The sequence below is a fragment of the Mesorhizobium sp. P2_C4 genome (genome assembly GCF_056404575.1).
The window spans coordinates 475422-501140 of the sequence record NZ_JBFUDT010000003.1; the positions used below are offsets into that span (position 1 = coordinate 475422).

Here is a 25719-nt window from a genome sequence, read left to right on the forward strand (position 1 = left end):
CTGCAGTAACTTAAATTCAAAGCCCGCACGGGCGAGCAGGAATGGAGACATCACATGGCAAAAGGTAAATTCGAGCGTAACAAGCCTCATGTGAACATTGGCACGATTGGCCACGTCGATCATGGCAAGACGTCGCTGACGGCGGCGATCACCAAGTATTTTGGCGAATACAAGCGCTACGACCAGATCGATGCGGCGCCGGAAGAGAAGGCCCGCGGCATCACCATCTCGACGGCGCACGTCGAATACGAGACGGCTGCCCGCCACTATGCCCATGTCGACTGCCCCGGCCACGCCGACTATGTGAAGAACATGATCACCGGTGCTGCGCAGATGGACGGCGCGATCCTGGTGGTTTCGGCCGCCGACGGCCCGATGCCGCAGACCCGCGAGCACATCCTGCTTGCCCGTCAGGTCGGCGTGCCGTCGATCGTGGTGTTTTTGAACAAGGTCGATCAGGTCGACGACGCGGAACTGCTCGAACTGGTCGAGCTCGAGGTGCGCGAGCTTCTGTCGAAGAACGAATTCCCCGGCGACGACATTCCGATCGTCAAGGGTTCGGCGCTTGCCGCTCTTGAAGATTCGAACAAGACGATCGGCGAAGACGCGATCCGCGAGCTGATGGCGGCGGTCGATGCCTACATCCCGACCCCTGTTCGTCCGCTGGACAAGCCGTTCCTGATGCCGATCGAAGACGTGTTCTCGATCTCGGGCCGTGGCACGGTCGTCACCGGCCGCGTCGAGCGCGGCATTGTCAAGGTCGGCGAGGAACTCGAGATCATCGGCATCCGTCCGACGACCAAGACGACCTGCACGGGTGTCGAAATGTTCCGCAAGCTGCTCGATCAGGGCCAGGCCGGCGACAACATCGGCGCGCTGCTGCGCGGCGTTGACCGTGAAGGTGTCGAGCGCGGCCAGGTTCTGGCCAAGCCGGGTACGGTCAAGCCGCACAAGAAGTTCGTGGCCGAAGCCTACATCCTGACCAAGGACGAAGGTGGCCGTCACACGCCGTTCTTCACCAACTACCGTCCGCAGTTCTATTTCCGCACGACTGATGTGACCGGCATCGTGTCGCTGCCGGAAGGCACCGAGATGGTGATGCCGGGCGACAACATCACGGTCGATGTCGAGCTGATCGTGCCGATCGCCATGGAAGAGAAGCTGCGCTTCGCCATCCGTGAAGGCGGCCGCACCGTCGGTGCCGGCATCGTCGTCACCATCAAAGAGTAACTTGGACTTAAACCGATCTGTCGCGGGCGCAGGATATGCCCGCGCCGCGCCAGAACAAGGAAGTGACGCATGAACGGACAGAATATCCGCATCCGCCTGAAGGCGTTTGATCACCGCGTGCTCGACGCCTCGACGAAGGAAATCGTGTCGACGGCTAAGCGCACCGGTGCCAACGTCCGCGGCCCCATTCCGCTGCCGACGCGGATCGAAAAGTTCACGGTCAACCGGTCGCCTCACGTCGACAAGAAGAGCCGCGAGCAGTTCGAGATGCGCACGCACAAGCGTCTGCTCGACATCGTCGATCCGACCCCGCAGACGGTCGATGCTTTGATGAAGCTCGATCTGGCCGCCGGTGTCGACGTCGAGATCAAGCTCTAAGGAACGAGAGCGAGCGAGGAAGGGGCGGTGCCCCTGGCCCGGAACTCTAAAGGAATTGAACCGATGCGTTCAGGTGTGATTGCAAAGAAGGTGGGAATGACCCGCATCTACAACGATGCCGGGGAACATGTTCCCGTCACCGTTCTCCAGATGGAGAACTGCCAGGTCGTGGCGCAGCGCACGCAGGAGAAGAACGGCTATACCGCCGTCCAGCTCGGCGTTGGCCTTGCCAAGGTGAAGAATACGTCGAAGGCGATGCGCGGCCATTTCGCGACCGCTTCCGTCGAGCCCAAGGCCAAGGTTGCCGAGTTCCGCGTCTCGGCCGACAACATGATCGATGTCGGCGCCGAGATCACCGTCGAGCATTACGTCGCCGGCCAGAAGGTCGATGTGACGGGCACGACGATCGGCAAGGGTTTCCAGGGCGTCATCAAGCGCCACCACATGGGTGGCGGCCGTGCGACGCACGGTAACTCGGTGTCTCACCGTACGCACGGTTCGACTGGCCAGCGCCAGGATCCGGGCAAGGTGTTCAAGGGCAAGCATATGGCTGGCCACATGGGCGACACCCGCGTCACCACGCAGAATGTCGAGATCGTTTCGACCGATGCCGATCGCGGCCTGATCCTGATCCGCGGTGCGGTTCCCGGTTCGAAGGGCGCCTGGATCCTGGTTCGCGACGCCGCCAAGGTGGCGCTGCCGGCCAATGCGCCGAAGCCTGCCGCAATCCGTGCTGTCGCCAAGAACGATGCCCCGGCCACAGAGGGAGCGGAATAATGGACATCAAGATCACAACGCTGGGCGGCAAGGACGCCGGCAAGGTGAAACTCTCCGAGGAGATTTTCGGCCTTGATCCGCGCGAAGACATCCTGCAGCGCGTCGTGCGCTGGCAGCTCGCCAAGAAGCAGCAGGGCACGCACAAGGCCAAGGGCCGCGCCGAAATCGCGCGCACCGGCGCCAAGATGTACAAGCAGAAGGGTACGGGCCGCGCCCGTCACCATTCGGCACGCGCTCCGCAGTTCCGCGGCGGCGGCAAGGCTCACGGCCCGGTCGTTCGCAGCCACGAGCACGATTTGCCGAAGAAGGTCCGCGCACTCGGCCTCAAGCATGCTCTCTCAGCCAAGGCCAAGAGCGCGTCGATCATCATCATCGACGAGCTGAAGCTGACCGAGGCCAAGACGAAGGCGCTGATCGCGAATTTCGCGACGCTGGGCCTGACCAACGCTTTGCTGATCGGCGGCGCCGAGCTTGACAAGAACTTCAAGCTGGCAGCGACGAACATCCCGAACATCGACGTGCTGCCCATCCAGGGCATCAACGTCTACGACATTCTGCGCCGCGGCACGCTGGTCCTTTCGAAGGCCGCCGTCGAGGCTCTCGAGGAGCGCTTCAAATGACCGACCTTCGTCACTACGACGTGATCGTCTCGCCGGCGATCACCGAAAAGTCGACCATGGCCTCCGAGCAGAACCAGGTCGTCTTCAACGTCGCCAAGAAGGCGTCGAAGCCGGAAATCAAGGCCGCCGTCGAAGCGCTGTTCGGCGTCAAGGTGATGGCCGTGAACACGCTTGTCCGCAAGGGCAAGATCAAGCGCTTCCGTGGCACGGTTGGCCGCCAGAGCGACGTCAAGAAGGCGATTGTGACGCTGGCCGATGGCCAGTCGATCGACGTCGCGACGGGTCTCTGAGCAAGGCCGCGAGGACAGAAACATGGCACTGAAAAAATTCAACCCGGTAACGCCGAGCACCCGCCAGCTGGTCATCGTCGACCGCTCGGGCCTCTACAAGGGCAAGCCCGTCAAGGGCCTGACCGAAGGCCTGACCAAGTCGGGCGGCCGCAACAATTACGGTCGCATCACGGCTCGCTTCATCGGCGGCGGTCACAAGCGTTCGTACCGCATCATCGACTTCAAGCGCCGCAAGTTCGACGTTGTCGGCACGGTCGAGCGCATCGAATACGATCCGAACCGCACCGCCTTCATCGCGCTGATCAAGTACGACGATGGCGAGCTGTCCTACATCATCGCCCCGCAGCGTCTGGCTCCCGGCGACAAGATCGTTGCCGGTGAATCGGTCGACGTGAAGCCGGGCAATGCGATGCCGCTGGCTTCGATGCCGGTCGGCACGATCGTCCACAACATCGAGCTGAAGCCGGGCAAGGGCGCTCAGGTCGCTCGTTCGGCCGGCGGCTACGGCCAGCTGGTCGGTCGTGACCAGGGCATGGCGATCCTTCGCCTCAACTCGGGCGAGCAGCGTGTCGTGCACGGTTCGTGCATGGCCACTGTCGGCGCCGTGTCCAATCCGGACCACGGCAACATCAATGACGGCAAGGCCGGTCGCACCGTCTGGCGTGGCAAGCGCCCGCACAATCGCGGCGTGACCATGAACCCGGTCGACCATCCGCACGGCGGCGGCGAAGGCCGCACTTCGGGTGGCCGCCATCCGGTTTCGCCCTGGGGCAAGCCGACCAAGGGCAAGAAGACGCGGTCCAACAAGGCGACCGACAAGTTCATCCTGCGCTCGCGCCATCAGCGCAAGAGCTAAGAAGAGGTAACGCCAAGTGACTCGTTCGATTTGGAAAGGCCCCTTCATTGACGGCTACCTTCTCAAGAAGGTGGACAAGGTTCGTGAAGGTGGTCGCAATGAGGTGATCAAGATGTGGAGCCGTCGCTCCACCATCCTGCCGCAGTTCGTCGGCTTCACCTTCGGTGTCTACAACGGCCAGAAGCATGTTCCCGTCTCGGTGAACGAGGACATGGTCGGTCACAAGTTCGGTGAATTCGCTCCGACCCGGACCTATTACGGTCACGGCGCGGATAAGAAGGCGAAGAGGAAATAATCATGGGCAAGGCCAAAGCTCCGCGCAGGCTTGCTGACAACGAAGCGCGCGCCGTATTGCGCACGATCCGTATCAGCCCGCAGAAGCTGAACCTCGTTGCCGCGCTGATCCGCGGCAAGAAGGTCGCGACAGCGCTTTCCGATCTCGAATTCTCGGCCAAGCGGATTTCCGGCACGGTCAAGAAGACGCTGGAATCGGCGATCGCCAACGCGGAAAACAACCACGACCTCGATGTCGATGCGCTGATCGTGGCGGAAGCCTATGTCGGCAAGTCGATCGTCATGAAGCGGTTCCATGCCCGTGGCCGTGGTCGCGCCAGCCGTATCGAGAAGCCGTTCTCGCACCTCACGATCGTTGTTCGTGAAGTCGAAGAAAAAGGGGAGGCCGCATAATGGGCCAGAAAGTCAATCCGATCGGTCTGCGCCTCGGCATCAACCGCACGTGGGATTCGCGCTGGTTCGCGAACACCGGCGAGTACGGCAAGCTGCTGCATGAGGACATCAAGATCCGCAAGTATCTCGAGAAGGAGCTCAAGCAGGCAGCCATCTCGAAGGTCGTGATCGAGCGTCCGCACAAGAAGTGCCGCGTCACCATCCATGCGGCGCGTCCGGGTCTGATCATCGGCAAGAAGGGCGCCGACATCGAGAAGCTTCGCAAGAAGCTGATGGAGATGACGAAGTCCGAGACGCACCTCAACATCGTTGAAGTGCGCAAGCCGGAGATCGACGCGACCCTGGTCGCCCAGTCGATCGCCCAGCAGCTCGAGCGTCGTATCGCGTTCCGTCGTGCCATGAAGCGTGCCGTTCAGTCGGCGATGCGTCTTGGTGCAGAAGGCATCCGCATCAACTGCGCCGGCCGTCTCGGCGGCGCCGAGATTGCGCGCATGGAATGGTACCGCGAAGGCCGCGTGCCGCTGCATACGCTGCGCGCCGATGTCGACTACGGCACGGCCGAAGCGCACACGGCTTACGGCATCTGCGGCGTCAAGGTCTGGGTGTTCAAGGGCGAAATCCTCGAGCACGACCCGATGGCTTCGGAGCGTCGCGCGACCGAGGGCGATCATGCGCATGGCGGTGGTGGTGGCGAGCGCGAACGCGGTCGCCGTCGCGAAAACGCCTAAGACAGTTGAGAATTTGGAGTTAGAACGATGCTGCAGCCAAAGCGCACAAAGTTCCGCAAGCAGTTCAAGGGCCGCATCCATGGTACCGCCAAGGGCGGCACCAACCTGGATTTCGGTGGTTTCGGGCTGAAGGCGCTTGAGCCGAACCGCGTCACCGCGCGCGAGATCGAGGCGGCCCGCCGCGCGATCACTCGTGAGATGAAGCGTGCCGGCCGCGTGTGGATCCGTATTTTCCCGGATGTGCCGGTGACCTCGAAGCCGACCGAAGTCCGCATGGGCAAGGGCAAGGGCGCGGTCGATTACTGGGCAGCTCGCGTCAAGCCGGGCCGCATCATGTTCGAGATCGACGGCGTCAACGAAGAAACCGCCCGTGAGGCGCTGCGTCTCGGCGCGGCCAAGCTCTCGGTCAGGACGCGCTTCGTACAGCGCATCGCAGAATAAGGACGGGCTGATCATGAAAGCCGAAGACATCCGGACCAAGACCCAGGACCAGCTGACCGACGACCTGGCCAGCCTGAAGAAGGAGCAGTTCAACCTGCGCTTCCAGAAGGCCACCGGCCAGCTCGAGAAGACCGCGCGCGTGAGACAGGTCCGTAAGGACATTGCGCGTATCAAGACCATCGCTGCGGAAAAGTCCGCGGCTAAGAAGGCTTAAGGACGAAAACCATGCCAAAGCGCATTCTGCAGGGCACCGTCGTCAGCGACAAGAACGAGAAGACGGTTGTCGTCAAGGTCGAACGGCGCTTCACGCATCCCGTGATGAAGAAGACCGTGCGCATGACCAAGAAGTACAAGGCGCACGACGAGAACAACGCCCACAAGGTTGGCGATCAGGTGTTCATCCAGGAATCGAAGCCGATTTCCAAGGACAAGCGCTGGATCGTCGTATCTTCGGATCAGGCGTAAACAACGAATTTTGGACAGACCGGGGAGGGGCTTTGAGCCTGTCCCGTTAGAAAAGAAGAAGGCGGCCAGTCATGATTCAGATGCAAACAAACCTCGACGTCGCGGATAATTCCGGCGCCCGTCGTGTCATGTGCATCAAGGTGCTGGGCGGCTCGAAGCGGAAATACGCTTCCGTGGGCGACATCATCGTGGTGTCGATCAAGGAAGCCATTCCGCGCGGCCGCGTCAAGAAGGGCGATGTGATGAAGGCGGTCGTGGTTCGCACGGCCAAGGACATCCGCCGCCCGGACGGCAGCGTGATCCGTTTCGACAAGAACGCAGCCGTTCTGGTCGACAACAAGAAAGAGCCGATCGGCACGCGTATCTTTGGACCGGTTCCGCGCGAACTCCGCGCCAAGAACCACATGAAGATCATCTCGCTCGCGCCTGAAGTGCTGTAAGGAGCCGGACCAATGCAGAAGATTAGAAAAGGCGACAAGGTCGTCGTGCTGGCCGGCAAGGACAAGGGCCGTTCGGGCGAAGTCCTCTCGGTACAGCCGAAGGAAGACACCGCGCTGGTGCGCGGCGTCAACATGATCCGTCGTCACCAGAAGCAGTCCCAGTCCCAAGAGGGCGGGATCATCACCAAGGAAGCGCCGATCCAGCTGTCGAACATCGCGCTGGCCGACCCCAAGGATGGCAAGCCGACCCGCGTTGGCTTCATCTTCCAGAAGGACGGCAAGAAGGTGCGCGTCGCCAAGCGCTCGGGAGAAGTCATCAATGGCTAAGGCTCAAACCACGAAGCCCAAGGCTGAAAGCAAGCAGTCCAAGGCCCAGAACACGCCGCGTCTGAAGCAGGTCTACAACGAGACCATTCGCAAGGCGCTGCAGGAGCAGTTCGGCTACGAGAACGAGATGCAGGTTCCGCGCATCGACAAGATCGTGCTGAACATGGGCGTTGGCGAAGCGACCGGCGATTCGAAGAAGCCTTCGATCGCTGCCGAAGACCTGGCGATGATCGCCGGCCAGAAGGCCGTCGTCACCCGGGCTCGCAATTCGATCGCCGGCTTCAAGGTCCGCGAAAAGATGCCGATCGGCGCCAAGGTCACGCTGCGCAAGGAACGCATGTACGAGTTCCTCGACCGTCTCGTGAACATCGCGCTGCCGCGCGTCCGCGATTTTCGCGGACTGAATCCGAAGAGCTTCGATGGCCGTGGCAACTATGCCATGGGCATCAAGGAACACATCGTGTTTCCGGAGATCAACTACGACAAGGTTGATCAGATCTGGGGCATGGACGTCATCGTTTGTACGACTGCGAAGACGGACGACGAAGCCAGGGCATTGCTCAAGGCCTTCAACTTCCCCTTCCGCCAGTAACGGCAGCGAGAAAAGGAAAAATCTGAAATGGCAAAGACCAGCTCAGTCGAGAAGAACAACAGGCGCCGCAAGCTTGCCGACCAGTACGGTCCCAAGCGCGCTGCCCTCAAGGCGATCATCATGGATCAGTCCAAGCCGATGGAAGAGCGTTTCCGCGCTCAGCTCAAGCTTGCTGCCTTGCCGCGCAACTCGGCCAAGATCCGCATCCGCAACCGCTGCGAAGTTACCGGCCGTCCGCGCGCCTACTATCGCAAGCTCAAAGTATCGCGCATCGCGCTTCGTGATCTCGGCAATAACGGCCAGATCCCGGGCCTGGTCAAGTCGAGCTGGTAAGGAGGACATAACATGTCATTGAGCGATCCTCTCGGCGATATGCTGACCCGCATCCGCAACGCCTATGGCCGCAAGAAGTCGAGCGTTTCGACGCCGGCCTCGCGCCTGCGTACCCGCGTCCTCGACGTGCTGAAGGCTGAAGGCTATATCCGCGATTACAGCCAGACCGACTTCGACAACGGCAAGTCCGAAATCGAGATCGAGCTGAAGTATTTCGACGGTGCTCCGGTCGTGCGCGAAATCGCCCGTGTCTCGAAGCCGGGCCGTCGCGTTTACGTCTCGGCCAAGTCGATCCCGCACGTCGCCAACGGCCTCGGCATCGCCATCCTTTCGACACCGAAGGGCGTGATGGCCGACCACGAAGCGCGCGAACAGAATGTCGGTGGCGAGATCCTCTGCCAGATCTTCTGATCTGGCAGCTGACCGCAAACTGGAATCCGGTCTTCGGATCGTTTCCGAAGACAGAGACCTGAAACAAGAGAAGTGACGAGGACAACAAAATGTCTCGTATTGGTAAGAAACCCGTTTCGCTGCCGCAGGGCGTGACCGCGACCGTCAACGGCCAGACCGTGACGGCGAAGGGCCCCAAGGGCGAGCTGAAGTTCGTGGTGAACGACGAAGTGCTGGTCAAGATGGAAGGCAGCGAGATTGCTGTCCAGCCGCGCGACCAGACCAAGACCGCCCGCTCCAAGTGGGGCATGTCGCGCACGCAGATCGTCAACATCCTGCAGGGTGTCAAGGACGGTTTCGAGAAGAAGCTCGAGATCACCGGCGTCGGCTATCGCGCAGCACTCCAGGGCAAGAACCTGCAGCTGGCTCTTGGCTTCAGCCATGACGTCGTCTATCAGACGCCGGCTGGCATCACCATCACCGTGCCGAAGCCGACCGAAATCACCGTGGCCGGCATCGACAAGCAGCAGGTTGGCCAGGTTGCCGCCGAGATTCGCGAATACCGCGGCCCCGAGCCTTACAAGGGCAAGGGCGTCCGTTACGCCGGCGAGAAGATCGTCCGCAAGGAAGGCAAGAAGAAGTAATCGTAACGCCGCGGGGAGCGGTCGCGGGAGGCGCTTTCGCCTACCGCATATGGCGGCCCCCGTTTTTTGAAGGCAAGGAAGACTATCATGGCTAACAAAGAATCCATCCAGCGCCGCGCGCAGCGCGTCCGTCGCCAGATCAAGAAGGTCGCCGGCGAGCGTCCGCGTCTTTCGGTTCACCGCACGTCGAAGAACATCTACGTGCAGGTCATCGACGACGCCAAGGGCCACACCATCGTTGCCGCCTCGACGCTGGAGAAGGATCTCAAGGGTTCGCTCAAGACCGGCGCCGACACCGCGGCAGCCGCTGCGATCGGCAAGCTGATCGCCGAGCGGGCTGCGAAGGCCGGCGTCAAGGAAGTCGTCTTCGACCGCGGCGCCTACATCTATCACGGCCGCGTCAAGGCGTTGGCCGAGGCTGCCCGCGAAGGTGGCCTGAGCTTCTAAAAACTTTCGCCCCCGGCCAACCCACAGAGGTGCCGGATCTTATCAGCAACCGTGCTTCCGGAAAAAAACAAGGAACAGGATATGGCACAGGAACGTAGGGATGGCGGCCGCGGCCGTGATCGCGAAGAGCGCGACGATGGCATGGTGGATAAGCTCGTCCACATCAACCGCGTCGCCAAGGTCGTCAAGGGCGGCCGTCGCTTCGGTTTTGCAGCACTCGTCGTCGTCGGCGACCAGAAGGGCCGCGTCGGCTTTGGTCACGGCAAGGCGCGCGAAGTGCCTGAGGCGATCCGCAAGGCAACTGAATCGGCCAAGCGCGACATGATTTTCGTGCCGCTGCGCTCGGGCCGTACGCTGCACCACGACGTCGAAGGACGCTGGGGCGCGGGACGCGTGCTGCTGCGCGCTGCCAAGCAGGGTACCGGCATCATCGCTGGCGGCCCGATGCGCGCTGTCTTCGAGACGCTCGGCATGCATGACGTGGTCGCCAAGTCGATGGGTTCGTCGAACCCGTACAACATGGTTCGCGCCACTTTCGACGCGCTGAAGAGCCAGATGCATCCAAAGGATGTGGCTGCTGCGCGCGGCATCAAGTACTCGACCCTTCAGGCCCGCCGCGGCACCGCCGTTGCGGCTGAAGAATAGTCGACGCTGACCAGGGATTTTGACCATGGCCAAGAAAGCAACCAAGACCGTCACCGTTGAGCAGATCGGTTCGCCGATCCGCCGGCCGAAGGAGCAGCGCGCAACGCTGGTCGGCCTCGGCCTCAACAAGATGCACAAGCAGCGCACGCTGGAGGACACTCCTTCCGTGCGCGGCATGATCGCTGCCGTCCAGCATCTCGTCCGCGTCGTGGACGAGGGCTGAACACAAGCGCAGGAGAACGAAGATGAAACTCAACGATCTGCGTGACAAGGACGGCGCGACGCACTCCAAGAAGCGTCTCGGCCGCGGCATCGGTTCCGGCTCGGGCAAGACCGCCGGTCGCGGCGTCAAGGGCCAGAAGGCGCGCTCCGGCGTTGCCATCAACGGCTTCGAGGGTGGCCAGATGCCACTCTACAGGCGTCTGCCGAAGCGCGGCTTCAACAACATCTTTGCGAAGAGCTTCACGGTCGTGTCGCTGGCTCGCATCCAGGTTGCGCTCGACGCCAAGAAGCTCGATGCCAAGGCAACCGTGACGGCTGAAGCGCTGGTCGCTGCCGGCGTCATCCGCCGCGTCAAGGACGGCGTGCGCATCCTCTCCGACGGCGAGATCAAGGCAAAGCTCGCCTTTGACGTTGCCGGCGCCTCCAAGGCCGCGATCGAGAAGATCGAAAAGGCCGGCGGTTCGGTGAAGCTGCCGGAAAAGGCAGTCGCCGAGTAACGACAATTTGAAGCGCGATCAGCAAGGATGTTTATCGTTTTTGCCTTCGATCGCACTTTCATCCCAAGCAATATGGCGGCCGCGTCAACGCGGCCGCTTGCATGTTTACAGTCCGGAGCTTATCTCGTGAGCTTCGGTGACACGCGCCGCCTGAGCTGCGGGCATCGAGCGTGACATGGAAATCAAAAAGTAGCGCATGATGTTGTCCGAAAACCGCTTCACACTTTTCGGCATCATGCTCTAGCGGAGAATCAGGCATGGCTTCGGCTGCTGAACAACTAGCCTCGAATCTGAATTTCTCGGCCTTCGCCAAGGCGGAGGACCTGAAGAAGCGCATCTGGTTCACCATTGGCGCGCTGCTCGTCTATCGCCTCGGCACCTACATTCCGCTGCCCGGCATCAATCCCGACGCTTTTGCACAGGCCTTCTCGTCGCAGAGCAAGGGCGTGCTTGGCATGTTCAACATGTTCGCCGGCGGCGCCGTGCAGCGCATGGCGATCTTTGCGCTCGGCATCATGCCCTACATCTCCGCCTCCATCATCATGCAGCTGATGACCTCGGTCATCCCGTCACTGGAAGCGCTGAAGAAGGAAGGCGAGCAGGGCCGCAAGATCATCAACCAGTACACGCGCTACGGCACCGTGCTGCTGGCGCTGGTGCAGGCCTACGGCATTTCTGTCGGTCTGGAAGGCGGCAACGGCATCGTCAACGATCCCGGCGTGTTCTTCCGCATTTCGACCGTCGTGACGCTGGTCGGCGGCACCATGTTCCTGATGTGGCTGGGCGAACAGATCACCGCACGCGGCATCGGCAACGGCATTTCGCTGATCATCTTCTCCGGCATCGTCGCCGGCCTGCCGCGCGCCATCTCCGGCACGCTGGAGCTTGGCCGCACCGGTGCGCTGTCGACGGGCCTCATCCTGGCGATCATCGTGCTTGCGATCATCGTCATTGCGCTCATCGTGTTCTTCGAGCGCGCCCAGCGCCGCCTGCTGATCCAGTATCCGAAGCGCCAGGTCGGCAACCGCATGTTCCAGGGCGATACCTCGCATCTGCCGCTGAAGCTCAACACCTCGGGCGTTATTCCGCCGATCTTCGCCTCGTCGCTGCTGCTGCTGCCGGCAACCGTCGCCGGCTTCTCGCAGACGACCAACATGCCGGCCTGGGCAAGCACCATCCTTGCCTCGCTCGGCCATGGCCAGCCGCTCTACATGGCGTTCTATGCGGCGATGATCGTGTTCTTCGCCTTCTTCTACACCGCGATCGTCTTCAACCCGAAGGACACCGCCGATCAGCTCAAGAAGCATTCCGGCTTCATCCCGGGCTACCGTCCAGGTGAGCGCACCGCCGATTACATCGACTACGTTCTCACCCGCATCACTGTCGTCGGCGCCGTCTATCTGGTGCTGGTGTGTCTGTTGCCCGAGTTCTTGATTTCAGCGACTGGCGTACCATTCTACCTCGGTGGCACATCGCTTCTGATCGTGGTCAGTGTAACGCTCGATACGGTGGCGCAGATTCAGGGTCACCTGATCGCCCATCAGTATGAGGGCCTGATCAAGAAGTCGAAGCTGCGCGGGGGGAAGAAAGCCAGATGAGGTTGATATTGCTTGGGCCGCCGGGGGCGGGCAAGGGGACGCAAGCACAAAGACTGGTAGACAAACACGGCATACCCCAGCTTTCCACGGGTGACATGCTGCGTGCTGCCGTCCAGGCTGGCACGGAAGTCGGCAAGCGCGCCAAAGCGGTGATGGATGCCGGCGAGTTGGTTTCCGACGCCATCGTCAACGCCATCGTGGCCGAGCGCATCGACCAGGCCGATTGCTCAAACGGCTTTATCCTTGACGGATACCCGCGCACCCTGGTGCAGGCCGATGCGGTTGAATCGATGCTTGCGGATCGTGGTCAGGCTCTCGACGTCGTCATTGAGCTTGTCGTCGACGACAAGGCGCTGGTTGGTCGAATCGTGAAGCGCGCCGAAGAGGCCCAGGCCGCCGGCCAGCCCGTGCGCAAGGACGACAATCCGGTGGTGTTCGAAGAGCGCCTGCGCGAGTACTACAAGAAGACCTCGCCGCTGATCGGCTACTACTACGCCAAGGGCAAGCTCCAAGGCGTGGACGGCATGGCCGACATCGATGCGGTGACGCAACAGATCGAAGCGGTGCTGGCGGCGGCGGCACACGGGAAATAAACGATTGCGCTTGACGGGAGCGGCTCGCTGGGGTATGGCGGCCCGTCTTCCTATCAGGCATGAGGCTTGCTTGTCCGCAAGGGCAAGGCAGCCGCTTTGAACTGGAAACTCCCGCATGGGCCGGTCTCCACCGGACGCGGGGCAACTTAGACAGCGCCGGGCCTGCCTTGTTTCTAAAGGTTGTCCGGCCCACATGGAGAAGAGAAGAATATGGCTCGTATAGCCGGCGTCAACATTCCGACCAACAAGCGCGTCGTCATTGCGCTTCAGTACATTCACGGCATTGGCAAAAAGTTCGCCCAGGAGATCGTCGACAAGGTCGGCATCCCGGCCGAGCGTCGTGTCAACCAGCTGACCGACGCGGAAGTGCTGCAGATCCGCGAAACGATCGACCGCGACTACCAGGTCGAGGGCGACCTGCGCCGCGAAGTGTCGATGAACATCAAGCGCCTCATGGACCTCGGCTGCTACCGCGGCCTGCGTCACCGCCGCTCGCTGCCGGTTCGCGGCCAGCGCACGCATACCAATGCGCGCACCCGCAAGGGCCCGGCCAAGTCGATCGCCGGCAAGAAGAAGTAATTTAGGGCAGCAAGGGAGTAGGGCAGTAAGGCAATAGGATCGGCAGACATACTGCCCTACTGCCATATTCCCCTACTGCCTTCTCCTAGGTGGAGCCGCTGGCATTACGGCGGTGTAGAGATCAACTGAAAGGACTATCATGGCCAAGGAAGCCGCTCGTGTTCGCCGTCGCGAACGCAAGAATATCTCGTCGGGCGTTGCCCACGTCAATTCGACCTTCAACAACACGATGATCACCATCACCGACGCGCAGGGCAATTCGATTGCCTGGTCGTCGGCCGGTGCCCAGGGCTTCAAGGGTTCGCGCAAGTCGACCCCGTTCGCTGCCCAGATGGCTGCCGAAGACGTTGCCAAGAAGGCCCAGGAACACGGCATGCGCATGCTCGAAGTCGAGGTCTGCGGACCTGGCTCGGGTCGTGAATCGGCGCTGCGCGCCCTGCAGGCGGCCGGCTTCACCATCACCTCGATCCGTGATGTGACGCCGATCCCGCACAATGGCTGCCGCCCGCGCAAGAAGCGCCGCGTCTAAAAAGAATTACCGAACGCCGCGCGAGCGTCCCATGGGGCGCTCCTCCACGGCATTCCAGGTCGCCCGCCACGATTGGATGGTGGCGGGTCAACGGAAGGAAAGCATCATATGATCCAGAAAAATTGGCAGGAACTGATCAAGCCAAACAAGATCGAATTCTCGTCGAAGAAGAAGACGCTGACCACGCTGGTCGCCGAGCCGCTCGAGCGTGGCTTTGGCCTGACGCTCGGCAACGCGCTGCGCCGCGTGCTTCTGTCTTCGCTGCGTGGCGCGGCTGTGACCGCCGTGCAGATCGACGGCGTTCTGCATGAATTCTCGTCCATCGCCGGCGTGCGCGAGGACGTGACCGACATCGTGCTCAACATCAAGGAAATCGCCATCCGCATGGAAGGCGACGGCCCCAAGCGCATGGTCGTGCGCAAGCAGGGACCAGGTGCGGTTCTCGCCGGCGACATCCAGACGGTTGGCGACGTCGAGATCCTCAACCCCGACCACGTCATCTGCACGCTGGACGAAGGCGCTGAAATCCGCATGGAATTCACCGTCGACACCGGCAAGGGCTACGTGCCGGCCGACCGCAACCGCGCCGAAGACGCGCCGATCGGTCTGATCCCGGTCGACAGCCTCTACTCGCCGGTCAAGAAGGTCTCCTACAAGGTCGAGAACACCCGCGAGGGCCAGGTTCTCGACTATGACAAGCTGACCATGACGATCGAGACCGACGGTTCGATCACCGGCGAAGATGCGGTGGCTTTCGCAGCCCGCATCCTGCAGGACCAGCTTGGCCTGTTCGTCAACTTCGACGAGCCGCAGAAGGAAGTCGCCGCCGAGGCCGTCACCGAGCTCGCCTTCAACCCGGCGCTGCTCAAGAAGGTCGACGAGCTGGAGCTTTCGGTGCGTTCGGCCAACTGCCTGAAGAACGACAACATTGTCTACATCGGCGACCTGATCCAGAAGACCGAAGCCGAGATGCTGCGCACCCCGAACTTCGGCCGCAAGTCGCTGAACGAGATCAAGGAAGTTCTCGCGGCGATGGGCCTGCACCTCGGCATGGAAGTGCCGGACTGGCCGCCGGAAAACATCGAAGACCTCGCCAAGCGTTACGAAGACCAATATTGAGCATGAATTCCAAGGATCGGCGGCGTGAGCCGCTCGATCCGACGGTCATGCGGAAAACCATCAGAGGCCTTGGCCTCTTGAACAACTGAAGAAGGAAAAGAGCCATGCGCCACGGTTTCAAAGGCCGCCGCTTCGCCCGAAGCATTAGCCATCGCAAGTCGATGTTCGCCAACCTCGCCGTGTCGCTGCTCGAGCACGAGCAGATCGTCACCACCCTGCCGAAGGCGAAGGATTTGCGTCCGATCGTCGAGAAGCTGGTGACGCTCGGCAAGCGCGGCGACCTGCACGCCCGCCGCCAGGTCATTGCCCAGATCGGCAATGAAGGCGTCGTCAAGCGCCTGTTCGACACGATCGCGCCGCGCTACGCCAACCGCAATGGCGGCTACCTGCGCATCATGAAGGCGGGCTTCCGCCACGGCGACAATGCAGCCATGGCTGTCATCGAGTTCGTCGACCGTGACGTCGACGCCAAGGGCGCCGGCGACCGCGCCCGCATCGAGGCCGAAGGCACCAACGAGGAAGCCGCGGCTGCATAAGCCCGTCTATTCCAAGCGATTCAAAAGGGGCCTGCCGGCCCCTTTTTTATGTTCTGGAAGCAGCAACGGGCGGTCATGCCGATTTCGCGCTTCAAACCGCGTGGGTTTCGACCAAAATAATCGGATTTCAGCGGCTTAGCCTTTTATTTTGCACAATCGTCGGGACAGATGGCGCCCGATCTGGAGGATTCGGAATGCGCTTCACACGGTTGTCCCTTGTTCTGCTCTGCGCCGTGATGGCGCTGGCAGTCGTGCCGGCGGCCAGGCAGGCGTTGGCCGAAGACGCCGCCAAGACGGATCCGGGCCTCTCCGATGTGCTGACCGACCTGCTGCACGGCGTCGAGGGCGAAAACTCCACCTCCGGTCCCGACAAGCGCGTGCCGTTCGGCCGTGAAGAGGTGCAGCTGTCCTTCGCGCCGCTGGTCAAGCAGACGGCGCCGGCGGTGGTCAATGTCTATGCCTCGCAGACGGCCAAGGTGACATCGCCTTTCGAAGGCGATCCATTCTTCGAGGAGTTCTTCGGCCGGGCGCAGCCGCGCGCACAGTCCTCGCTCGGCTCCGGCGTGCTGGTCGATCCCAGTGGCGTCATCGTCACCAATTACCACGTCATCAAGGATGCCGACGAGGTGAAGGTGGCGACTGCGGACGGACGCGAATTCACCTCGAAGGTCATGCTCAAGGACGAGACGCTCGACCTCGCCGTGCTCAAAATCACCTCGGACAAGCCGTTTCCGGTGATCGCCATCGGCGATTCCGACGCGCTCGAGGTCGGCGATCTGCTGCTGGCCATCGGCAATCCGTTCGGCGTCGGCCAGACCACCACCAGCGGCATCGTTTCAGCACTTGCCCGCAGCCATATCGGCGTTTCGGATTCCGGCTACTTCATCCAGACGGACGCCGCCATCAACCCCGGCAATTCCGGCGGCGCGCTGATCAACATGGGCGGCCAGCTGGTCGGCATCAACACGGCGATCTACAGTCGCAGCGGCGGCTCCATCGGCATCGGCTTTGCCATTCCGTCCAACATGGTGCGCGCCTTCGCCGATGCGGCCAAGGCCGGGCTCGATTTCTTCGAGCGGCCCTATATCGGCGCCGAATTCGAGGCGGTGACGCCGCAGATCGCCGAATCGCTGGCCATGGAAAAGCCGACCGGTGCGCTGGTCTCGTCGGTCGAAGAGGCCGGGCCGGCGGCCAAGGCGGGGCTCAAGCCCGGCGACGTCGTGCTGCAGCTCAACGGCACGCCTGTCGAAAGCATCGAGGCGCTGGACTACCGGATGGCAACGCTGTCGATCGGCACCAAGGCGAGCTTCGGGATCTTGAGCAAAGGCCAGCAGGCGACGATGGACATCCCTCTGGAGCGCGCGCCGGAGGGCGCCAAGGCCTCGGAAGTGACGCTGCATGGCCGCAGCCCCTTCTCCGGCGCCAAGGTTGCGGAACTGTCGCCCCGGCTTGCCCAGCGGCTTGGCCTGCGCACGGACCTCAAGGGCGTCACCGTGGTCGACATCAACCGCGATTCGCCCGCCGCCGATTTTGGCTTCCAGCCAGGCGATATCGTGCGTGAAGTGAACGGCACCACCGTCGACACGGCAGCGACGCTGGCGCAACTCGCCCAGCAGGATACGCGCTGGTGGCGCTTTACCGTCGAGCGCGGCGGGCAGATACTGCGCCAGGTGTTGCGCTACTGAGTTCGATCTCCGGCATTTCCGAAGAGGTCGTGCTCCAACCAAAAGAACTGCATGGCCGATCTGTTCAGCGTCGATGAACCGGAAAAAGCGCCGCCCGGGCGGCCGTTGGCCGACCGGCTGCGCCCGAAAAACCTTGGCGAGGTCGTCGGCCAGGAGCATCTGACCGGACCGGATGGTGCGCTGACGCGGCTGATCGGCTCCGGCTCGCTCGGCTCGATGATCTTCTGGGGCCCGCCCGGCACCGGCAAGACCACGGTGGCGCGGTTGCTTGCCGGCGAAACCAGCCTTGCCTTCGAGCAGATATCGGCGGTGTTTTCCGGTGTCGCCGACCTGAAGAAGGTGTTCGAGGCAGCAAAGCTGCGCCGCTCCAATGGCCGTCAGACGCTGCTGTTCGTCGACGAGATCCACCGCTTCAACCGCGCCCAGCAGGATTCTTTTCTTCCGGTCATGGAGGACGGCACGGTCGTCCTGGTCGGCGCCACGACGGAAAACCCGTCCTTCGAGCTGAATGCCGCTCTGCTGTCCCGCGCGCGGGTGCTGGTGTTCCATTCGCTTGGCGAGGAGAGCATCGCCAAATTGCTGGCGCGGGCGGAGGAGACGGAGGGCAGGGCGCTGCCGCTCGATGACGAGGCGAGGGCGATGCTGGTCCGCATGAGCGACGGCGACGGCCGTGCATCGCTGACGCTGGCCGAGGAAGTCTGGCGCGCCGCCAAGCCCGGCGAGGTGTTCGGGACAGATGTCCTGCAGCGCATCGTCCAGCGCCGCGCGCCGATCTACGACAAGGGCCAGGATGGCCACTACAATCTGATCTCGGCGCTGCACAAATCGGTGCGCGGTTCCGACCCGGATGCAGCCCTCTATTATCTTGCCCGTATGTTCGATGCCGGCGAGGATCCGCTCTATCTCGGCCGCCGGCTGGTGCGCATGGCGATGGAGGATATCGGGCTCGCCGATCCGCAGGCGCTGGTCGTCGCCAACGCCGCCAAGGACGCCTACGACTATCTGGGTTCGCCCGAGGGTGAACTGGCCTTCGCCGAGGCCACAGTCTATCTCGCCACGGCGCCCAAATCCAACGCCGTCTACACCGCCTTCAAAGCCGCCACGCAGGCAGCCAAGGAATTCGGCTCGCTGCTGCCGCCCAAGCACATCCTCAACGCGCCGACCAAGCTGATGAAAGAGGAAGATTACGGCTCGGGCTACCGCTACGACCATGACGAGCCCGACGCGTTTTCCGGACAGGACTACTTTCCCGAAAAGATGGGCCGGCAAACCTTCTACGATCCTCCGGAGCGCGGTTTTGAACGCGATATCAGGAAGCGGCTGGACTATTGGGCAAAGCTGCGCGCCGAGCGGGAAAGGTAGGCTTTGCGCAGCCCGGTGGTCCTCACCCTTCGGGACGAGATATTGCCATGGGGCACGGCTTTGCCGAGCACTGATCTGAAGTGGAGCGGTGTCCTCCAAACATTGTTGGCAACGGCCGCCGGCCAATCGGCCGATATGCGATGGACATTGTGCGAGGGGACAAAAAACCTTATCTAGGCGCACGATCGGGCGGTGGTCGCTGCCAGAACCTTTGGCGATAATCATTCAAAACAGGAATCGCGCCCGGCGCGAACAAAAAATGACAAAAACGCTTCGCAAAACCCTTCGCCAGCTGGTCATAGCGGTTCCGCTGCTTGCGCTTGGCTTCTACTTCATTCCGACCCTGACGACGATTTTCATCGTCTGTGGCCTGATCGACGTGCTGCGCAACGCCAACAAGGATTTGTCGCTGTTTCGCGGCTACTTCCTTGGCAACGGCATCTTCACCTGGCTGCTATCGCCCTTCAACCTTTTGGTCGACCTGCTTTGCTACAGGAACCCGGGCGTGTGGAAGCTGGAGCAGTTTCCCGCCGACTATCAACGCGAGGTCAACGAGGTTCTCGACGTCTTCAAGGCGCGCAAGGACGAGATCATCGCCGACATCGACGCCAATTTCGGCACCGGCCGGCGCGGCATGTATGTCTATCAATGGTATGGCAAGCACAAGATCGACAACGTCGCCGAGTTCAACAAGGATTTCAAATACATCAAGACGATTGCCGTATCGGTTTTCAGGGGACAGGAATCGACCTCCTGGCATTTCGGGCCGCTGCGGCTCAGCCTGCGCATTCTCTACAATCTGATCCCGGTGAAGGCCGAGGTTTTCGTCGAGTGCAACAACGTCAAGAACTACTGGCACGACAATCCGCTGTACATTTTCGACGACACGCTGCTGCACCGCTCGGTCAACGAATATGATGGACGCCGCTACTGCGTGTTCATGGACATCATCCGGCCGTCGCCATTCCCCGGTTTCATCTCCGCTCTTCTGGCCATCGTTTCGGTCAGCGTCGAGCGCATCAATTCCATGTTCTACAAGAATTGGAAGATGATCGGCTCGAGCAAGGCGAAGAAGGTCGAGACGACCTGAACCCTCAGACAGGCGACATTGCTCTACCTCTCAGCAGGTGGCGAATAGCCTGCACAGCGCATCTCGGTTGCTCTTGAACCATTGTCTTATAGCGGCATCGGCCACCGATCCCGTAGAAGGCGGTGATGCGAGCACGGCGCCAGGGGATTGAAGCGCACCATGCTCCGGGAGGATGAGGTGAGCGGACAGCCGGCCCATCATGCCGATGTCGTGCAGGCAGCGATCGCCACCAGCGATGCCGCCCGCTCGGCATTGATCGCCTCCTGGCGGCGTTCCCTTACATTGCATAGGCTCGACCCAGCCGAGCGAAAGGCGCCGAGACGCCTGACCGAAAGCGAGCTCAGGCAGGCGCGGCAGCGAATGGAGCCGTTGCTGCGCGCCGCGGATGCGAGCCTCGATCGGCTCTATTTGGCCGTCGGAGGCATCGGCTGCTGCGTGATGCTTGCCGACCGTGAAGGCATTCCGTTAGAGCGCCGGGGTGCTTCCGCCGATGACGATACGTTCGACGAATGGGGCCTTTGGACAGGCACGGTGTGGAGCGAGGACAGCGAAGGAACCAACGGCATCGGTACCTGTCTTGCCGATCAGCGCTCCCTCACCATTCACCGCGACCAGCACTTCTTCTCGCGCAACACGCTGCTCAGCTGCACGACGGCGCCGATCTACGATCACGAGGGCAACCTGGCGGCTGCGCTCGATGTGTCGTCCTGCCGGTCGGATTTGACCGAAGACTTCGTCAACCTGATCGCCATGGCGGTCGGCGACGCCGCTCGCCGCATCGAGGCGGAGAATTTTCGCCTGGCTTTTTCAAGCGCCCGCATTCTGTTGGCGCCGGTGGGCGAGCGCAGCGCCGGCGCGCTGATAGCTGTCGATGCCGATGATCTCGTGGTCGGTGCGACACGCTCGGCGCGACAGGCTCTCGGCATCACGCAACAAACGCTGACCAAGGGCTTGCCGGCCGCCGATGTCCTCGGCGACTGCGCGAAAGCCACCGAGGAACTGGGCGAGGCCGAGCGTGGCGTGGTCCAGCGCGCTCTCGCCCGCGCCGAAGGCAACGTCTCGGCCGCCGCGCACAATCTCGGTATTTCCCGCGCCACGCTGCATCGAAAACTCGCGCGACTGGGCATCCGTCGCCCGCATTGAGTTTTCAGACCCTAACCTGTCGCAGAACTGCGACAGTCGGCGCCGGCGACTGTCTGGCCGGTGCTGACAAGCCCGCCGCCATCCGCAAAGCTTCCTCATTACGTGCCGCATCCCGCGGCCGTTTCCTGGGAGGAAGACAATGAACAAGGTTGAATTTTCTCGCACGGCCAAGATCCCCTTTGCCAAGCGCTACGACAACTTCATCGGCGGCAAGTGGGTGGCGCCGAAATCCGGAAGGTATTTTGAGAACATCTCGCCGGTGACCGGCCGTCCGCTGGGCGAGATTGCCCGCTCCGACGCCAGCGATATCGAGGCTGCGCTCGACGCCGCGCACAAGGCCAAGGATGGCTGGGGCAAGACGAGTGCCGCCGCGCGCGCGCTGATCCTGAACCGGATCGCCGATCGCATGGAGGACAATCTCGATCTGCTGGCCCTCGCCGAAACCTGGGACAATGGCAAGCCGATCCGCGAGACGACCGCCGCCGACCTGCCGCTCGCCATCGACCATTTCCGCTATTTCGCCGGGGCGGTACGCGCTCAGGAGGGTGGCATTTCGGAGATCGACCACGACACCGTCGCCTATCATTTCCACGAGCCGCTCGGCGTCGTTGGCCTGATCATCCCCTGGAATTTCCCGCTGCTTATGGCGGTGTGGAAGCTGGCTCCGGCACTCGCCGCCGGCAACTGCGTCGTCTTGAAGCCGGCTGAACAGACGCCTGCGACCATCATGTTGTGGGCGGACCTGATCGGCGATCTCTTGCCGGACGGCGTGCTCAACATCGTCAATGGGTTCGGCCTCGAAGCCGGCAAGCCGCTGGCATCGTCGAACCGCATCGCCAAGATCGCCTTCACCGGCGAGACCACGACCGGCCGCCTGATCTCGCAATATGCCAGCCAGAATCTCATCCCGGTGACGCTCGAACTTGGCGGCAAGTCGCCCAACATCTTCTTCCAAGACGTGACCGCCGAAGACGACGATTTCTTCGACAAGGCGATCGAAGGTTTTGTCATGTTCGCGCTCAACCAGGGCGAGGTCTGCACGTGTCCCAGCCGGGCGCTGGTGCATGAGAAGATCTACGACAGGTTCATGGAAAAGGCGCTGAAGCGCGTCGAGGCGATCGTGCAGGGTGATCCGCTCGATCCGGCAACGATGATCGGGGCGCAGGCGTCGAGCGAGCAGCTGGAGAAGATTCTCTCCTACTTCGACATCGGCCGCCAGGAAGGCGCCGAGGTGCTGATCGGTGGCGAGCAGAACCACCTGCCGGGCGACCTTGCCGGCGGCTACTACGTGAAGCCGACCGTGTTCAAGGGCCACAACAAGATGCGCGTCTTCCAGGAGGAGATCTTTGGGCCGGTGGTTTCGGTCACCACCTTCAGGGATGACGACGAGGCGCTGTCGATCGCCAACGACACGCTCTATGGCCTGGGTGCCGGCATCTGGAGCCGCGACGCCAACCGCTGCTATCGCTTCGGTCGCGCCATTCAGGCCGGTCGCGTCTGGACCAACTGCTACCACGCCTATCCCGCGCATGCCGCCTTCGGCGGCTATAAGCAATCAGGCATCGGCCGCGAGACGCACAAGATGATGCTCGACCACTACCAGCAAACCAAGAATATGCTGGTCAGCTACAGCCCGAAGAAGCTCGGCTTCTTCTGATCGCCAGCAAAGGCGCACCATCAGGCGGTGCGGCCCAACAGGCCGCGCCGCCGTACCGGCTTCCTGGGAGGATTTTGATGCTCGACAAGGTGTCCATGGGCAAGGTTTCCGCGACGCCCGAAGCCGTGGCGTTCCTGGCCGAGATCATCGCCGATCACGGTCCGGTGCTGTTCCACCAGTCTGGCGGCTGTTGCGACGGTTCCTCGCCGATGTGCTATCCGCAAGGCGCCTTCATCGTCGGCGACAATGACGTCATGCTGGGCGAGATCGGCGAAACGCCGGTCTATATCAGCGGCTCGCAATATGAGGTGTGGAAGCACACGGATCTGATCATCGACGTCGTGCCGGGCAGGGGCGGCATGTTCTCGCTCGACAATGGGCGCGAGAGACGGTTTTTGACGCGTTCAACGGTCTGTGCTGTCCCGGCCAACAATCGGGATTGACCGAACCGCCCTTGTGAGGGCAGTAAACTTCCATGTTCAATCTGCTTCTCGTTGTCGTCGGTGGTGGTATCGGCGCCGGCATCCGTCATTTCACCAACATCGGCGCGCTGCGCCTTGTTGGCCCCAATTTCCCGTGGGGCACGATGGCCATCAACATCGTCGGCTCCTTTGCCATGGGTCTGTTCATCGCCATTCTGATGCGGCGCGGCGGATCGAATGAACTCAGGCTGTTCGTGGCCACCGGCATTCTTGGCGGCTTCACCACCTTCTCCGCCTTTTCGCTCGATTTCGCGACGCTGTGGGAGCGCGGCGCCACGCTGCCCGCATTCGGATATGCCCTTGCCAGTGTTGTCGGGGCAATTATCGCCCTGTTTCTGGGACTTTGGCTCGCAAGAACCGTTTCATAGTGCTATTGCCGCGCAAAAGCAGGGCTGAGCCCTGCTCGGAAACGGATAAGCGAAAAAAATATGGCAGGCGTTGAACAGATCACGGTGGAGGCCGGCGAGGCGGGCATGCGGCTCGATCGCTGGTTCAAGACCCATTTCCCGGGCCTTGGCTTCGGCCATCTGCAGAAGCTCTTGCGCTCCGGCCAGATTCGCGTCGATGGCGGCCGGGTCAAGGCCGATACGCGCGTCGAGCCGGGCCAGATGGTTCGCGTGCCACCGCTGGAAGTGGACAAGAAAGGCGAAAGCGCGCTTACCGGTCACTCGATCCGCAACCAGGGCGACGCCGATGTGCTCGCCAAGATGCTGATCCACGAGGATCCGAAAGTCTTCGTCTTCAACAAGCCGGCAGGCCTGGCCGTGCAGGGCGGCTCCGGCGTCACCCGCAATGTCGACGACATGCTGGAAGCCTGGCGCAACCAGAAGGGCGAGAAGCCGCGCCTGGTGCACCGCCTCGACCGCGACACGTCAGGCGTGCTGGTCGTCGCCCGCACGAGGCTCGCCGCCATGAAGCTCGCCGAAGCGTTTCGCGCCCGCGAGACCAAGAAGACCTATTGGGCGCTGGTCAAGGGTGTGCCGCCGAAGCGCGAGGACAAGATCTCGACCTGGCTGATCAAGGAACCGACGCCCGATGGCGACCGCGTGCGCGTCGCCAAGCATGGCGAAAAGGGCGCCGACCACGCCGTGTCCTACTACCGTGTCATCGAGCAGGCCGCACAGACGATGACCTGGCTGGAGATGGAGCCCTACACCGGCCGCACCCACCAGCTTCGTGTCCATGCCGCCTATATCGGCTGCCCGATCATCGGCGACCCCAAATATTTCGAGGCTGACACCAATTGGGACTTTCCGGGCGGCATGCAGAATCGCCTGCACCTGCATGCGCGCCGCATCATCATTCCGCACCCGGACAAGGGTGTCATCGATGTCACCGCGCCGATGTCGCCGCATATGCGCCAGAGCTGGAACCTGATCGGCTTCGACGACGCCAGCGCGGAGGACTAGGGTTTGAGCGGCGCCACCGATGCGCTCGACCGTCGCGATACGGTCGACATGGCGGCAGCATTCATCATGGTCGGGCTGACGTTTTCCTGGGGGCTGAACTACGTTGCCGCCAAGATCTCCTATGCCGGCTACGACCCGGTTTTCCTGTCCATCGCACGCTCGGTCATCGGCGGCCTGTGCGTTCTCGGCTGGTGCCGCTGGCGCGGCGTTGCGCTGTTCAAGCCAGACAAAACTCTTGTCGCGGGCATTCTCGTGGGCGGGCTGTTTGGCGTCGAGTTCCTGTGTCTCTATGTCGGGCTCGAACACACGACGGTCGCCCGCAACACGCTTCTGGTCAACACCATGCCGTTCTGGGTGCTGGTCGGCGGTCATTTCCTGCTGGGCGAGCGCATCACCGCGCTCAAGATCGTCGGTCTTCTCCTGGCTTTCGCCGGACTGGTCTGCGTGTTCTCCGACAAGATGAGCGCCGGCGACGGCGCGGCATTGACCGGTGACCTGCTCAGCCTCGGCGCCGGCATTCTCTGGGCGTTGACCAGCATCGTCATCAAACGGTCGAAACTGGCCGACACCAGCGCCGAAAAACTGCTGCTCTATCAACTGGCCGGTGCCATCGTCGTAGGCGCTTTGGTGCTGCCTTTCACCGGACCCGCCATCCGCAATTTTTCCGCCGTGCCGACATTGGCCCTGCTTTTCCAGGCCATCTACGTCGTCGCCTTCACCTATGTGCTGTGGTTCTGGCTGCTCAGGCGCTATCCGGCTTCGGGCCTGTCGAGCTTCACCTTCCTGTCGCCCGTGTTCGGTGTGCTGTGCGGCGCCGTGATCTTGAACGAGCCGCTGACCGTCCGTATTTTCCTGGCACTCGGCCTCATCGCCGCCGGGCTGATCATCGTCAACCGGCCGGCGCGAAAGCAGATCCCCGGATAGAAAG

General features: G+C 62.1%; 37 protein-coding genes. All 37 read left to right on the forward strand.

What is annotated here, in order from left to right:
* The first annotated feature begins 54 nt into the window (after nucleotides 1–54).
* The 37 genes from tuf to AC1DX6_RS15020 all read left to right on the forward strand — a co-directional run bounded on the left by tuf (nucleotide 55) and on the right by AC1DX6_RS15020 (nucleotide 25715).
* Nucleotides 55–1230 (forward strand): elongation factor Tu, encoded by a 1176-nt coding sequence (gene tuf / locus AC1DX6_RS14840; RefSeq protein WP_023723394.1) that lies wholly within the window; start codon nucleotides 55–57, stop codon nucleotides 1228–1230.
* A gap of 69 nt (nucleotides 1231–1299) precedes the next feature.
* Nucleotides 1300–1608, forward strand: coding sequence for a 30S ribosomal protein S10 (gene rpsJ, locus AC1DX6_RS14845; RefSeq protein ID WP_010909272.1), 309 nt, complete (start codon nucleotides 1300–1302; stop codon nucleotides 1606–1608).
* 63 nt (nucleotides 1609–1671) lie between these two features.
* Nucleotides 1672–2385, forward strand: coding sequence for a 50S ribosomal protein L3 (gene rplC, locus AC1DX6_RS14850; protein WP_477246637.1), 714 nt, complete (start codon nucleotides 1672–1674; stop codon nucleotides 2383–2385).
* The gene (gene rplD / locus AC1DX6_RS14855) at nucleotides 2385–3005 is read left to right on the forward strand and encodes a 50S ribosomal protein L4 (protein WP_477246638.1); all 621 of its coding nucleotides are present in this window, start codon (nucleotides 2385–2387) and stop codon (nucleotides 3003–3005) included. The genes rplC and rplD overlap by 1 nt, the downstream gene beginning before the upstream one ends.
* Nucleotides 3002–3295: a 50S ribosomal protein L23 gene (locus AC1DX6_RS14860; protein WP_023757976.1), complete on the forward strand. Its 294-nt coding sequence runs from the start codon at nucleotides 3002–3004 to the stop codon at nucleotides 3293–3295. The genes rplD and AC1DX6_RS14860 overlap by 4 nt, the downstream gene beginning before the upstream one ends.
* Nucleotides 3296–3317: 22 nt before the next feature.
* On the forward strand, nucleotides 3318–4151 hold the full coding sequence (gene rplB, locus AC1DX6_RS14865) for a 50S ribosomal protein L2 (RefSeq protein ID WP_195174889.1): 834 nt from the start codon (nucleotides 3318–3320) through the stop codon (nucleotides 4149–4151).
* A gap of 16 nt (nucleotides 4152–4167) precedes the next feature.
* Entirely contained in the window at nucleotides 4168–4446 is a 279-nt protein-coding gene (rpsS, locus tag AC1DX6_RS14870; RefSeq protein ID WP_006205463.1) for a 30S ribosomal protein S19, read from the forward strand.
* Between the two features lie 2 nt (nucleotides 4447–4448).
* Entirely contained in the window at nucleotides 4449–4838 is a 390-nt protein-coding gene (gene rplV / locus AC1DX6_RS14875) for a 50S ribosomal protein L22 (RefSeq protein ID WP_006205462.1), read from the forward strand.
* Nucleotides 4838–5566, forward strand: coding sequence for a 30S ribosomal protein S3 (gene rpsC / locus AC1DX6_RS14880; protein ID WP_258601606.1), 729 nt, complete (start codon nucleotides 4838–4840; stop codon nucleotides 5564–5566). The genes rplV and rpsC overlap by 1 nt, the downstream gene beginning before the upstream one ends.
* Before the next feature lie 27 nt (nucleotides 5567–5593).
* Nucleotides 5594–6007, forward strand: coding sequence for a 50S ribosomal protein L16 (gene rplP / locus AC1DX6_RS14885; RefSeq protein ID WP_006205460.1), 414 nt, complete (start codon nucleotides 5594–5596; stop codon nucleotides 6005–6007).
* A 13-nt stretch (nucleotides 6008–6020) separates the two neighbouring features.
* Nucleotides 6021–6221: a 50S ribosomal protein L29 gene (rpmC, locus tag AC1DX6_RS14890; RefSeq protein WP_006205459.1), complete on the forward strand. Its 201-nt coding sequence runs from the start codon at nucleotides 6021–6023 to the stop codon at nucleotides 6219–6221.
* An 11-nt stretch (nucleotides 6222–6232) separates the two neighbouring features.
* Entirely contained in the window at nucleotides 6233–6472 is a 240-nt protein-coding gene (gene rpsQ / locus AC1DX6_RS14895) for a 30S ribosomal protein S17 (RefSeq protein ID WP_010909280.1), read from the forward strand.
* A 71-nt stretch (nucleotides 6473–6543) separates the two neighbouring features.
* Nucleotides 6544–6912: a 50S ribosomal protein L14 gene (gene rplN, locus AC1DX6_RS14900; protein ID WP_006205457.1), complete on the forward strand. Its 369-nt coding sequence runs from the start codon at nucleotides 6544–6546 to the stop codon at nucleotides 6910–6912.
* 12 nt (nucleotides 6913–6924) lie between these two features.
* Nucleotides 6925–7239, forward strand: coding sequence for a 50S ribosomal protein L24 (gene rplX, locus AC1DX6_RS14905; protein WP_013531428.1), 315 nt, complete (start codon nucleotides 6925–6927; stop codon nucleotides 7237–7239).
* Nucleotides 7232–7831 carry a 50S ribosomal protein L5 gene (gene rplE, locus AC1DX6_RS14910; protein WP_111548980.1) on the forward strand — a complete coding sequence of 200 codons (600 nt, stop codon included), beginning with the start codon at nucleotides 7232–7234 and terminating at the stop codon, nucleotides 7829–7831. The genes rplX and rplE overlap by 8 nt, the downstream gene beginning before the upstream one ends.
* A gap of 27 nt (nucleotides 7832–7858) precedes the next feature.
* Nucleotides 7859–8164 (forward strand): 30S ribosomal protein S14, encoded by a 306-nt coding sequence (rpsN, locus tag AC1DX6_RS14915; protein WP_010909282.1) that lies wholly within the window; start codon nucleotides 7859–7861, stop codon nucleotides 8162–8164.
* Between the two features lie 12 nt (nucleotides 8165–8176).
* Nucleotides 8177–8575 carry a 30S ribosomal protein S8 gene (rpsH, locus tag AC1DX6_RS14920; RefSeq protein WP_006205453.1) on the forward strand — a complete coding sequence of 133 codons (399 nt, stop codon included), beginning with the start codon at nucleotides 8177–8179 and terminating at the stop codon, nucleotides 8573–8575.
* A gap of 89 nt (nucleotides 8576–8664) precedes the next feature.
* The gene (gene rplF, locus AC1DX6_RS14925) at nucleotides 8665–9198 is read left to right on the forward strand and encodes a 50S ribosomal protein L6 (protein ID WP_477314520.1); all 534 of its coding nucleotides are present in this window, start codon (nucleotides 8665–8667) and stop codon (nucleotides 9196–9198) included.
* Between the two features lie 87 nt (nucleotides 9199–9285).
* On the forward strand, nucleotides 9286–9645 hold the full coding sequence (gene rplR / locus AC1DX6_RS14930) for a 50S ribosomal protein L18 (RefSeq protein ID WP_477314522.1): 360 nt from the start codon (nucleotides 9286–9288) through the stop codon (nucleotides 9643–9645).
* An 81-nt stretch (nucleotides 9646–9726) separates the two neighbouring features.
* The gene (gene rpsE / locus AC1DX6_RS14935) at nucleotides 9727–10290 is read left to right on the forward strand and encodes a 30S ribosomal protein S5 (protein ID WP_006333394.1); all 564 of its coding nucleotides are present in this window, start codon (nucleotides 9727–9729) and stop codon (nucleotides 10288–10290) included.
* A 25-nt stretch (nucleotides 10291–10315) separates the two neighbouring features.
* The gene (gene rpmD / locus AC1DX6_RS14940; protein WP_023736690.1) at nucleotides 10316–10513 is read left to right on the forward strand and encodes a 50S ribosomal protein L30; all 198 of its coding nucleotides are present in this window, start codon (nucleotides 10316–10318) and stop codon (nucleotides 10511–10513) included.
* Nucleotides 10514–10535: 22 nt separating this feature from the next.
* Entirely contained in the window at nucleotides 10536–11009 is a 474-nt protein-coding gene (rplO, locus tag AC1DX6_RS14945; RefSeq protein ID WP_477314524.1) for a 50S ribosomal protein L15, read from the forward strand.
* Nucleotides 11010–11266: 257 nt separating this feature from the next.
* The gene (secY, locus tag AC1DX6_RS14950) at nucleotides 11267–12607 is read left to right on the forward strand and encodes a preprotein translocase subunit SecY (RefSeq protein ID WP_477314526.1); all 1341 of its coding nucleotides are present in this window, start codon (nucleotides 11267–11269) and stop codon (nucleotides 12605–12607) included.
* On the forward strand, nucleotides 12604–13200 hold the full coding sequence (locus AC1DX6_RS14955; RefSeq protein ID WP_477314528.1) for an adenylate kinase: 597 nt from the start codon (nucleotides 12604–12606) through the stop codon (nucleotides 13198–13200). Before secY ends, AC1DX6_RS14955 begins: the two co-directional genes overlap by 4 nt.
* 210 nt (nucleotides 13201–13410) lie before the next feature.
* On the forward strand, nucleotides 13411–13779 hold the full coding sequence (gene rpsM, locus AC1DX6_RS14960; protein ID WP_006205445.1) for a 30S ribosomal protein S13: 369 nt from the start codon (nucleotides 13411–13413) through the stop codon (nucleotides 13777–13779).
* A gap of 139 nt (nucleotides 13780–13918) precedes the next feature.
* Nucleotides 13919–14308 carry a 30S ribosomal protein S11 gene (rpsK, locus tag AC1DX6_RS14965; RefSeq protein WP_006205444.1) on the forward strand — a complete coding sequence of 130 codons (390 nt, stop codon included), beginning with the start codon at nucleotides 13919–13921 and terminating at the stop codon, nucleotides 14306–14308.
* Nucleotides 14309–14416: 108 nt separating this feature from the next.
* A complete protein-coding gene (locus tag AC1DX6_RS14970) occupies nucleotides 14417–15427 on the forward strand; it encodes a DNA-directed RNA polymerase subunit alpha (protein WP_013531438.1) in 1011 nt (336 codons plus the stop codon).
* 104 nt (nucleotides 15428–15531) lie between these two features.
* Nucleotides 15532–15963 carry a 50S ribosomal protein L17 gene (rplQ, locus tag AC1DX6_RS14975; RefSeq protein ID WP_477314530.1) on the forward strand — a complete coding sequence of 144 codons (432 nt, stop codon included), beginning with the start codon at nucleotides 15532–15534 and terminating at the stop codon, nucleotides 15961–15963.
* A 194-nt stretch (nucleotides 15964–16157) separates the two neighbouring features.
* Nucleotides 16158–17648, forward strand: a complete 1491-nt coding sequence (locus AC1DX6_RS14980; RefSeq protein WP_477314532.1) for a DegQ family serine endoprotease — start codon at nucleotides 16158–16160, stop codon at nucleotides 17646–17648.
* Nucleotides 17649–17699: 51 nt separating this feature from the next.
* The gene (locus AC1DX6_RS14985; protein WP_477314534.1) at nucleotides 17700–19010 is read left to right on the forward strand and encodes a replication-associated recombination protein A; all 1311 of its coding nucleotides are present in this window, start codon (nucleotides 17700–17702) and stop codon (nucleotides 19008–19010) included.
* 259 nt (nucleotides 19011–19269) lie between these two features.
* Entirely contained in the window at nucleotides 19270–20100 is an 831-nt protein-coding gene (locus AC1DX6_RS14990) for an aspartyl/asparaginyl beta-hydroxylase domain-containing protein (protein ID WP_477314536.1), read from the forward strand.
* 159 nt (nucleotides 20101–20259) lie between these two features.
* Entirely contained in the window at nucleotides 20260–21243 is a 984-nt protein-coding gene (locus tag AC1DX6_RS14995) for a GAF domain-containing protein (protein ID WP_477314538.1), read from the forward strand.
* Nucleotides 21244–21382: 139 nt separating this feature from the next.
* Nucleotides 21383–22900 carry an aldehyde dehydrogenase gene (gene adh, locus AC1DX6_RS15000; RefSeq protein WP_477314540.1) on the forward strand — a complete coding sequence of 506 codons (1518 nt, stop codon included), beginning with the start codon at nucleotides 21383–21385 and terminating at the stop codon, nucleotides 22898–22900.
* Nucleotides 22901–22977: 77 nt separating this feature from the next.
* The gene (locus AC1DX6_RS15005) at nucleotides 22978–23343 is read left to right on the forward strand and encodes a DUF779 domain-containing protein (RefSeq protein WP_477314542.1); all 366 of its coding nucleotides are present in this window, start codon (nucleotides 22978–22980) and stop codon (nucleotides 23341–23343) included.
* 32 nt (nucleotides 23344–23375) lie between these two features.
* Entirely contained in the window at nucleotides 23376–23750 is a 375-nt protein-coding gene (crcB, locus tag AC1DX6_RS15010) for a fluoride efflux transporter CrcB (protein ID WP_477314544.1), read from the forward strand.
* Between the two features lie 60 nt (nucleotides 23751–23810).
* A complete protein-coding gene (locus tag AC1DX6_RS15015; protein ID WP_477314546.1) occupies nucleotides 23811–24791 on the forward strand; it encodes an RluA family pseudouridine synthase in 981 nt (326 codons plus the stop codon).
* A gap of 48 nt (nucleotides 24792–24839) precedes the next feature.
* A complete protein-coding gene (locus AC1DX6_RS15020; protein WP_477315111.1) occupies nucleotides 24840–25715 on the forward strand; it encodes a DMT family transporter in 876 nt (291 codons plus the stop codon).
* Nucleotides 25716–25719: the final 4 nt, after the last annotated feature.

Excerpts from the sequence above, each read along its gene's own strand:
- rpsC (WP_258601606.1), top strand. The coding sequence starts at position 4,838 with ATGGGCCAGAAAGTCAATCCGATCGGTCTGCGCCTCGGCATCAACCGC.
- crcB (WP_477314544.1), top strand. The coding sequence starts at position 23,376 with ATGTTCAATCTGCTTCTCGTTGTCGTCGGTGGTGGTATCGGCGCCGGC.
- AC1DX6_RS14980 (WP_477314532.1), top strand. The coding sequence starts at position 16,158 with ATGCGCTTCACACGGTTGTCCCTTGTTCTGCTCTGCGCCGTGATGGCG.
- AC1DX6_RS15020 (WP_477315111.1), top strand. The coding sequence starts at position 24,840 with ATGGCGGCAGCATTCATCATGGTCGGGCTGACGTTTTCCTGGGGGCTG.
- rplP (WP_006205460.1), top strand. The coding sequence starts at position 5,594 with ATGCTGCAGCCAAAGCGCACAAAGTTCCGCAAGCAGTTCAAGGGCCGC.
- rpmD (WP_023736690.1), top strand. The coding sequence starts at position 10,316 with ATGGCCAAGAAAGCAACCAAGACCGTCACCGTTGAGCAGATCGGTTCG.
- rplD (WP_477246638.1), top strand. The coding sequence starts at position 2,385 with ATGGACATCAAGATCACAACGCTGGGCGGCAAGGACGCCGGCAAGGTG.
- AC1DX6_RS15005 (WP_477314542.1), top strand. The coding sequence starts at position 22,978 with ATGCTCGACAAGGTGTCCATGGGCAAGGTTTCCGCGACGCCCGAAGCC.
- rpsJ (WP_010909272.1), top strand. The coding sequence starts at position 1,300 with ATGAACGGACAGAATATCCGCATCCGCCTGAAGGCGTTTGATCACCGC.
- rpsK (WP_006205444.1), top strand. The coding sequence starts at position 13,919 with ATGGCCAAGGAAGCCGCTCGTGTTCGCCGTCGCGAACGCAAGAATATC.
- rpmC (WP_006205459.1), top strand. The coding sequence starts at position 6,021 with ATGAAAGCCGAAGACATCCGGACCAAGACCCAGGACCAGCTGACCGAC.
- AC1DX6_RS14985 (WP_477314534.1), top strand. The coding sequence starts at position 17,700 with ATGGCCGATCTGTTCAGCGTCGATGAACCGGAAAAAGCGCCGCCCGGG.
- rplE (WP_111548980.1), top strand. The coding sequence starts at position 7,232 with ATGGCTAAGGCTCAAACCACGAAGCCCAAGGCTGAAAGCAAGCAGTCC.
- rpsQ (WP_010909280.1), top strand. The coding sequence starts at position 6,233 with ATGCCAAAGCGCATTCTGCAGGGCACCGTCGTCAGCGACAAGAACGAG.
- rpsN (WP_010909282.1), top strand. The coding sequence starts at position 7,859 with ATGGCAAAGACCAGCTCAGTCGAGAAGAACAACAGGCGCCGCAAGCTT.
- AC1DX6_RS14860 (WP_023757976.1), top strand. The coding sequence starts at position 3,002 with ATGACCGACCTTCGTCACTACGACGTGATCGTCTCGCCGGCGATCACC.
- rplX (WP_013531428.1), top strand. The coding sequence starts at position 6,925 with ATGCAGAAGATTAGAAAAGGCGACAAGGTCGTCGTGCTGGCCGGCAAG.
- secY (WP_477314526.1), top strand. The coding sequence starts at position 11,267 with ATGGCTTCGGCTGCTGAACAACTAGCCTCGAATCTGAATTTCTCGGCC.
- adh (WP_477314540.1), top strand. The coding sequence starts at position 21,383 with ATGAACAAGGTTGAATTTTCTCGCACGGCCAAGATCCCCTTTGCCAAG.
- rplB (WP_195174889.1), top strand. The coding sequence starts at position 3,318 with ATGGCACTGAAAAAATTCAACCCGGTAACGCCGAGCACCCGCCAGCTG.
- tuf (WP_023723394.1), top strand. The coding sequence starts at position 55 with ATGGCAAAAGGTAAATTCGAGCGTAACAAGCCTCATGTGAACATTGGC.
- rpsE (WP_006333394.1), top strand. The coding sequence starts at position 9,727 with ATGGCACAGGAACGTAGGGATGGCGGCCGCGGCCGTGATCGCGAAGAG.
- AC1DX6_RS14990 (WP_477314536.1), top strand. The coding sequence starts at position 19,270 with ATGACAAAAACGCTTCGCAAAACCCTTCGCCAGCTGGTCATAGCGGTT.
- AC1DX6_RS14970 (WP_013531438.1), top strand. The coding sequence starts at position 14,417 with ATGATCCAGAAAAATTGGCAGGAACTGATCAAGCCAAACAAGATCGAA.
- AC1DX6_RS14955 (WP_477314528.1), top strand. The coding sequence starts at position 12,604 with ATGAGGTTGATATTGCTTGGGCCGCCGGGGGCGGGCAAGGGGACGCAA.
- rplC (WP_477246637.1), top strand. The coding sequence starts at position 1,672 with ATGCGTTCAGGTGTGATTGCAAAGAAGGTGGGAATGACCCGCATCTAC.
- rplN (WP_006205457.1), top strand. The coding sequence starts at position 6,544 with ATGATTCAGATGCAAACAAACCTCGACGTCGCGGATAATTCCGGCGCC.
- rplR (WP_477314522.1), top strand. The coding sequence starts at position 9,286 with ATGGCTAACAAAGAATCCATCCAGCGCCGCGCGCAGCGCGTCCGTCGC.
- rplF (WP_477314520.1), top strand. The coding sequence starts at position 8,665 with ATGTCTCGTATTGGTAAGAAACCCGTTTCGCTGCCGCAGGGCGTGACC.
- AC1DX6_RS15015 (WP_477314546.1), top strand. The coding sequence starts at position 23,811 with ATGGCAGGCGTTGAACAGATCACGGTGGAGGCCGGCGAGGCGGGCATG.
- rplO (WP_477314524.1), top strand. The coding sequence starts at position 10,536 with ATGAAACTCAACGATCTGCGTGACAAGGACGGCGCGACGCACTCCAAG.
- rpsH (WP_006205453.1), top strand. The coding sequence starts at position 8,177 with ATGTCATTGAGCGATCCTCTCGGCGATATGCTGACCCGCATCCGCAAC.
- AC1DX6_RS14995 (WP_477314538.1), top strand. The coding sequence starts at position 20,260 with ATGCTCCGGGAGGATGAGGTGAGCGGACAGCCGGCCCATCATGCCGAT.
- rpsM (WP_006205445.1), top strand. The coding sequence starts at position 13,411 with ATGGCTCGTATAGCCGGCGTCAACATTCCGACCAACAAGCGCGTCGTC.
- rplQ (WP_477314530.1), top strand. The coding sequence starts at position 15,532 with ATGCGCCACGGTTTCAAAGGCCGCCGCTTCGCCCGAAGCATTAGCCAT.
- rplV (WP_006205462.1), top strand. The coding sequence starts at position 4,449 with ATGGGCAAGGCCAAAGCTCCGCGCAGGCTTGCTGACAACGAAGCGCGC.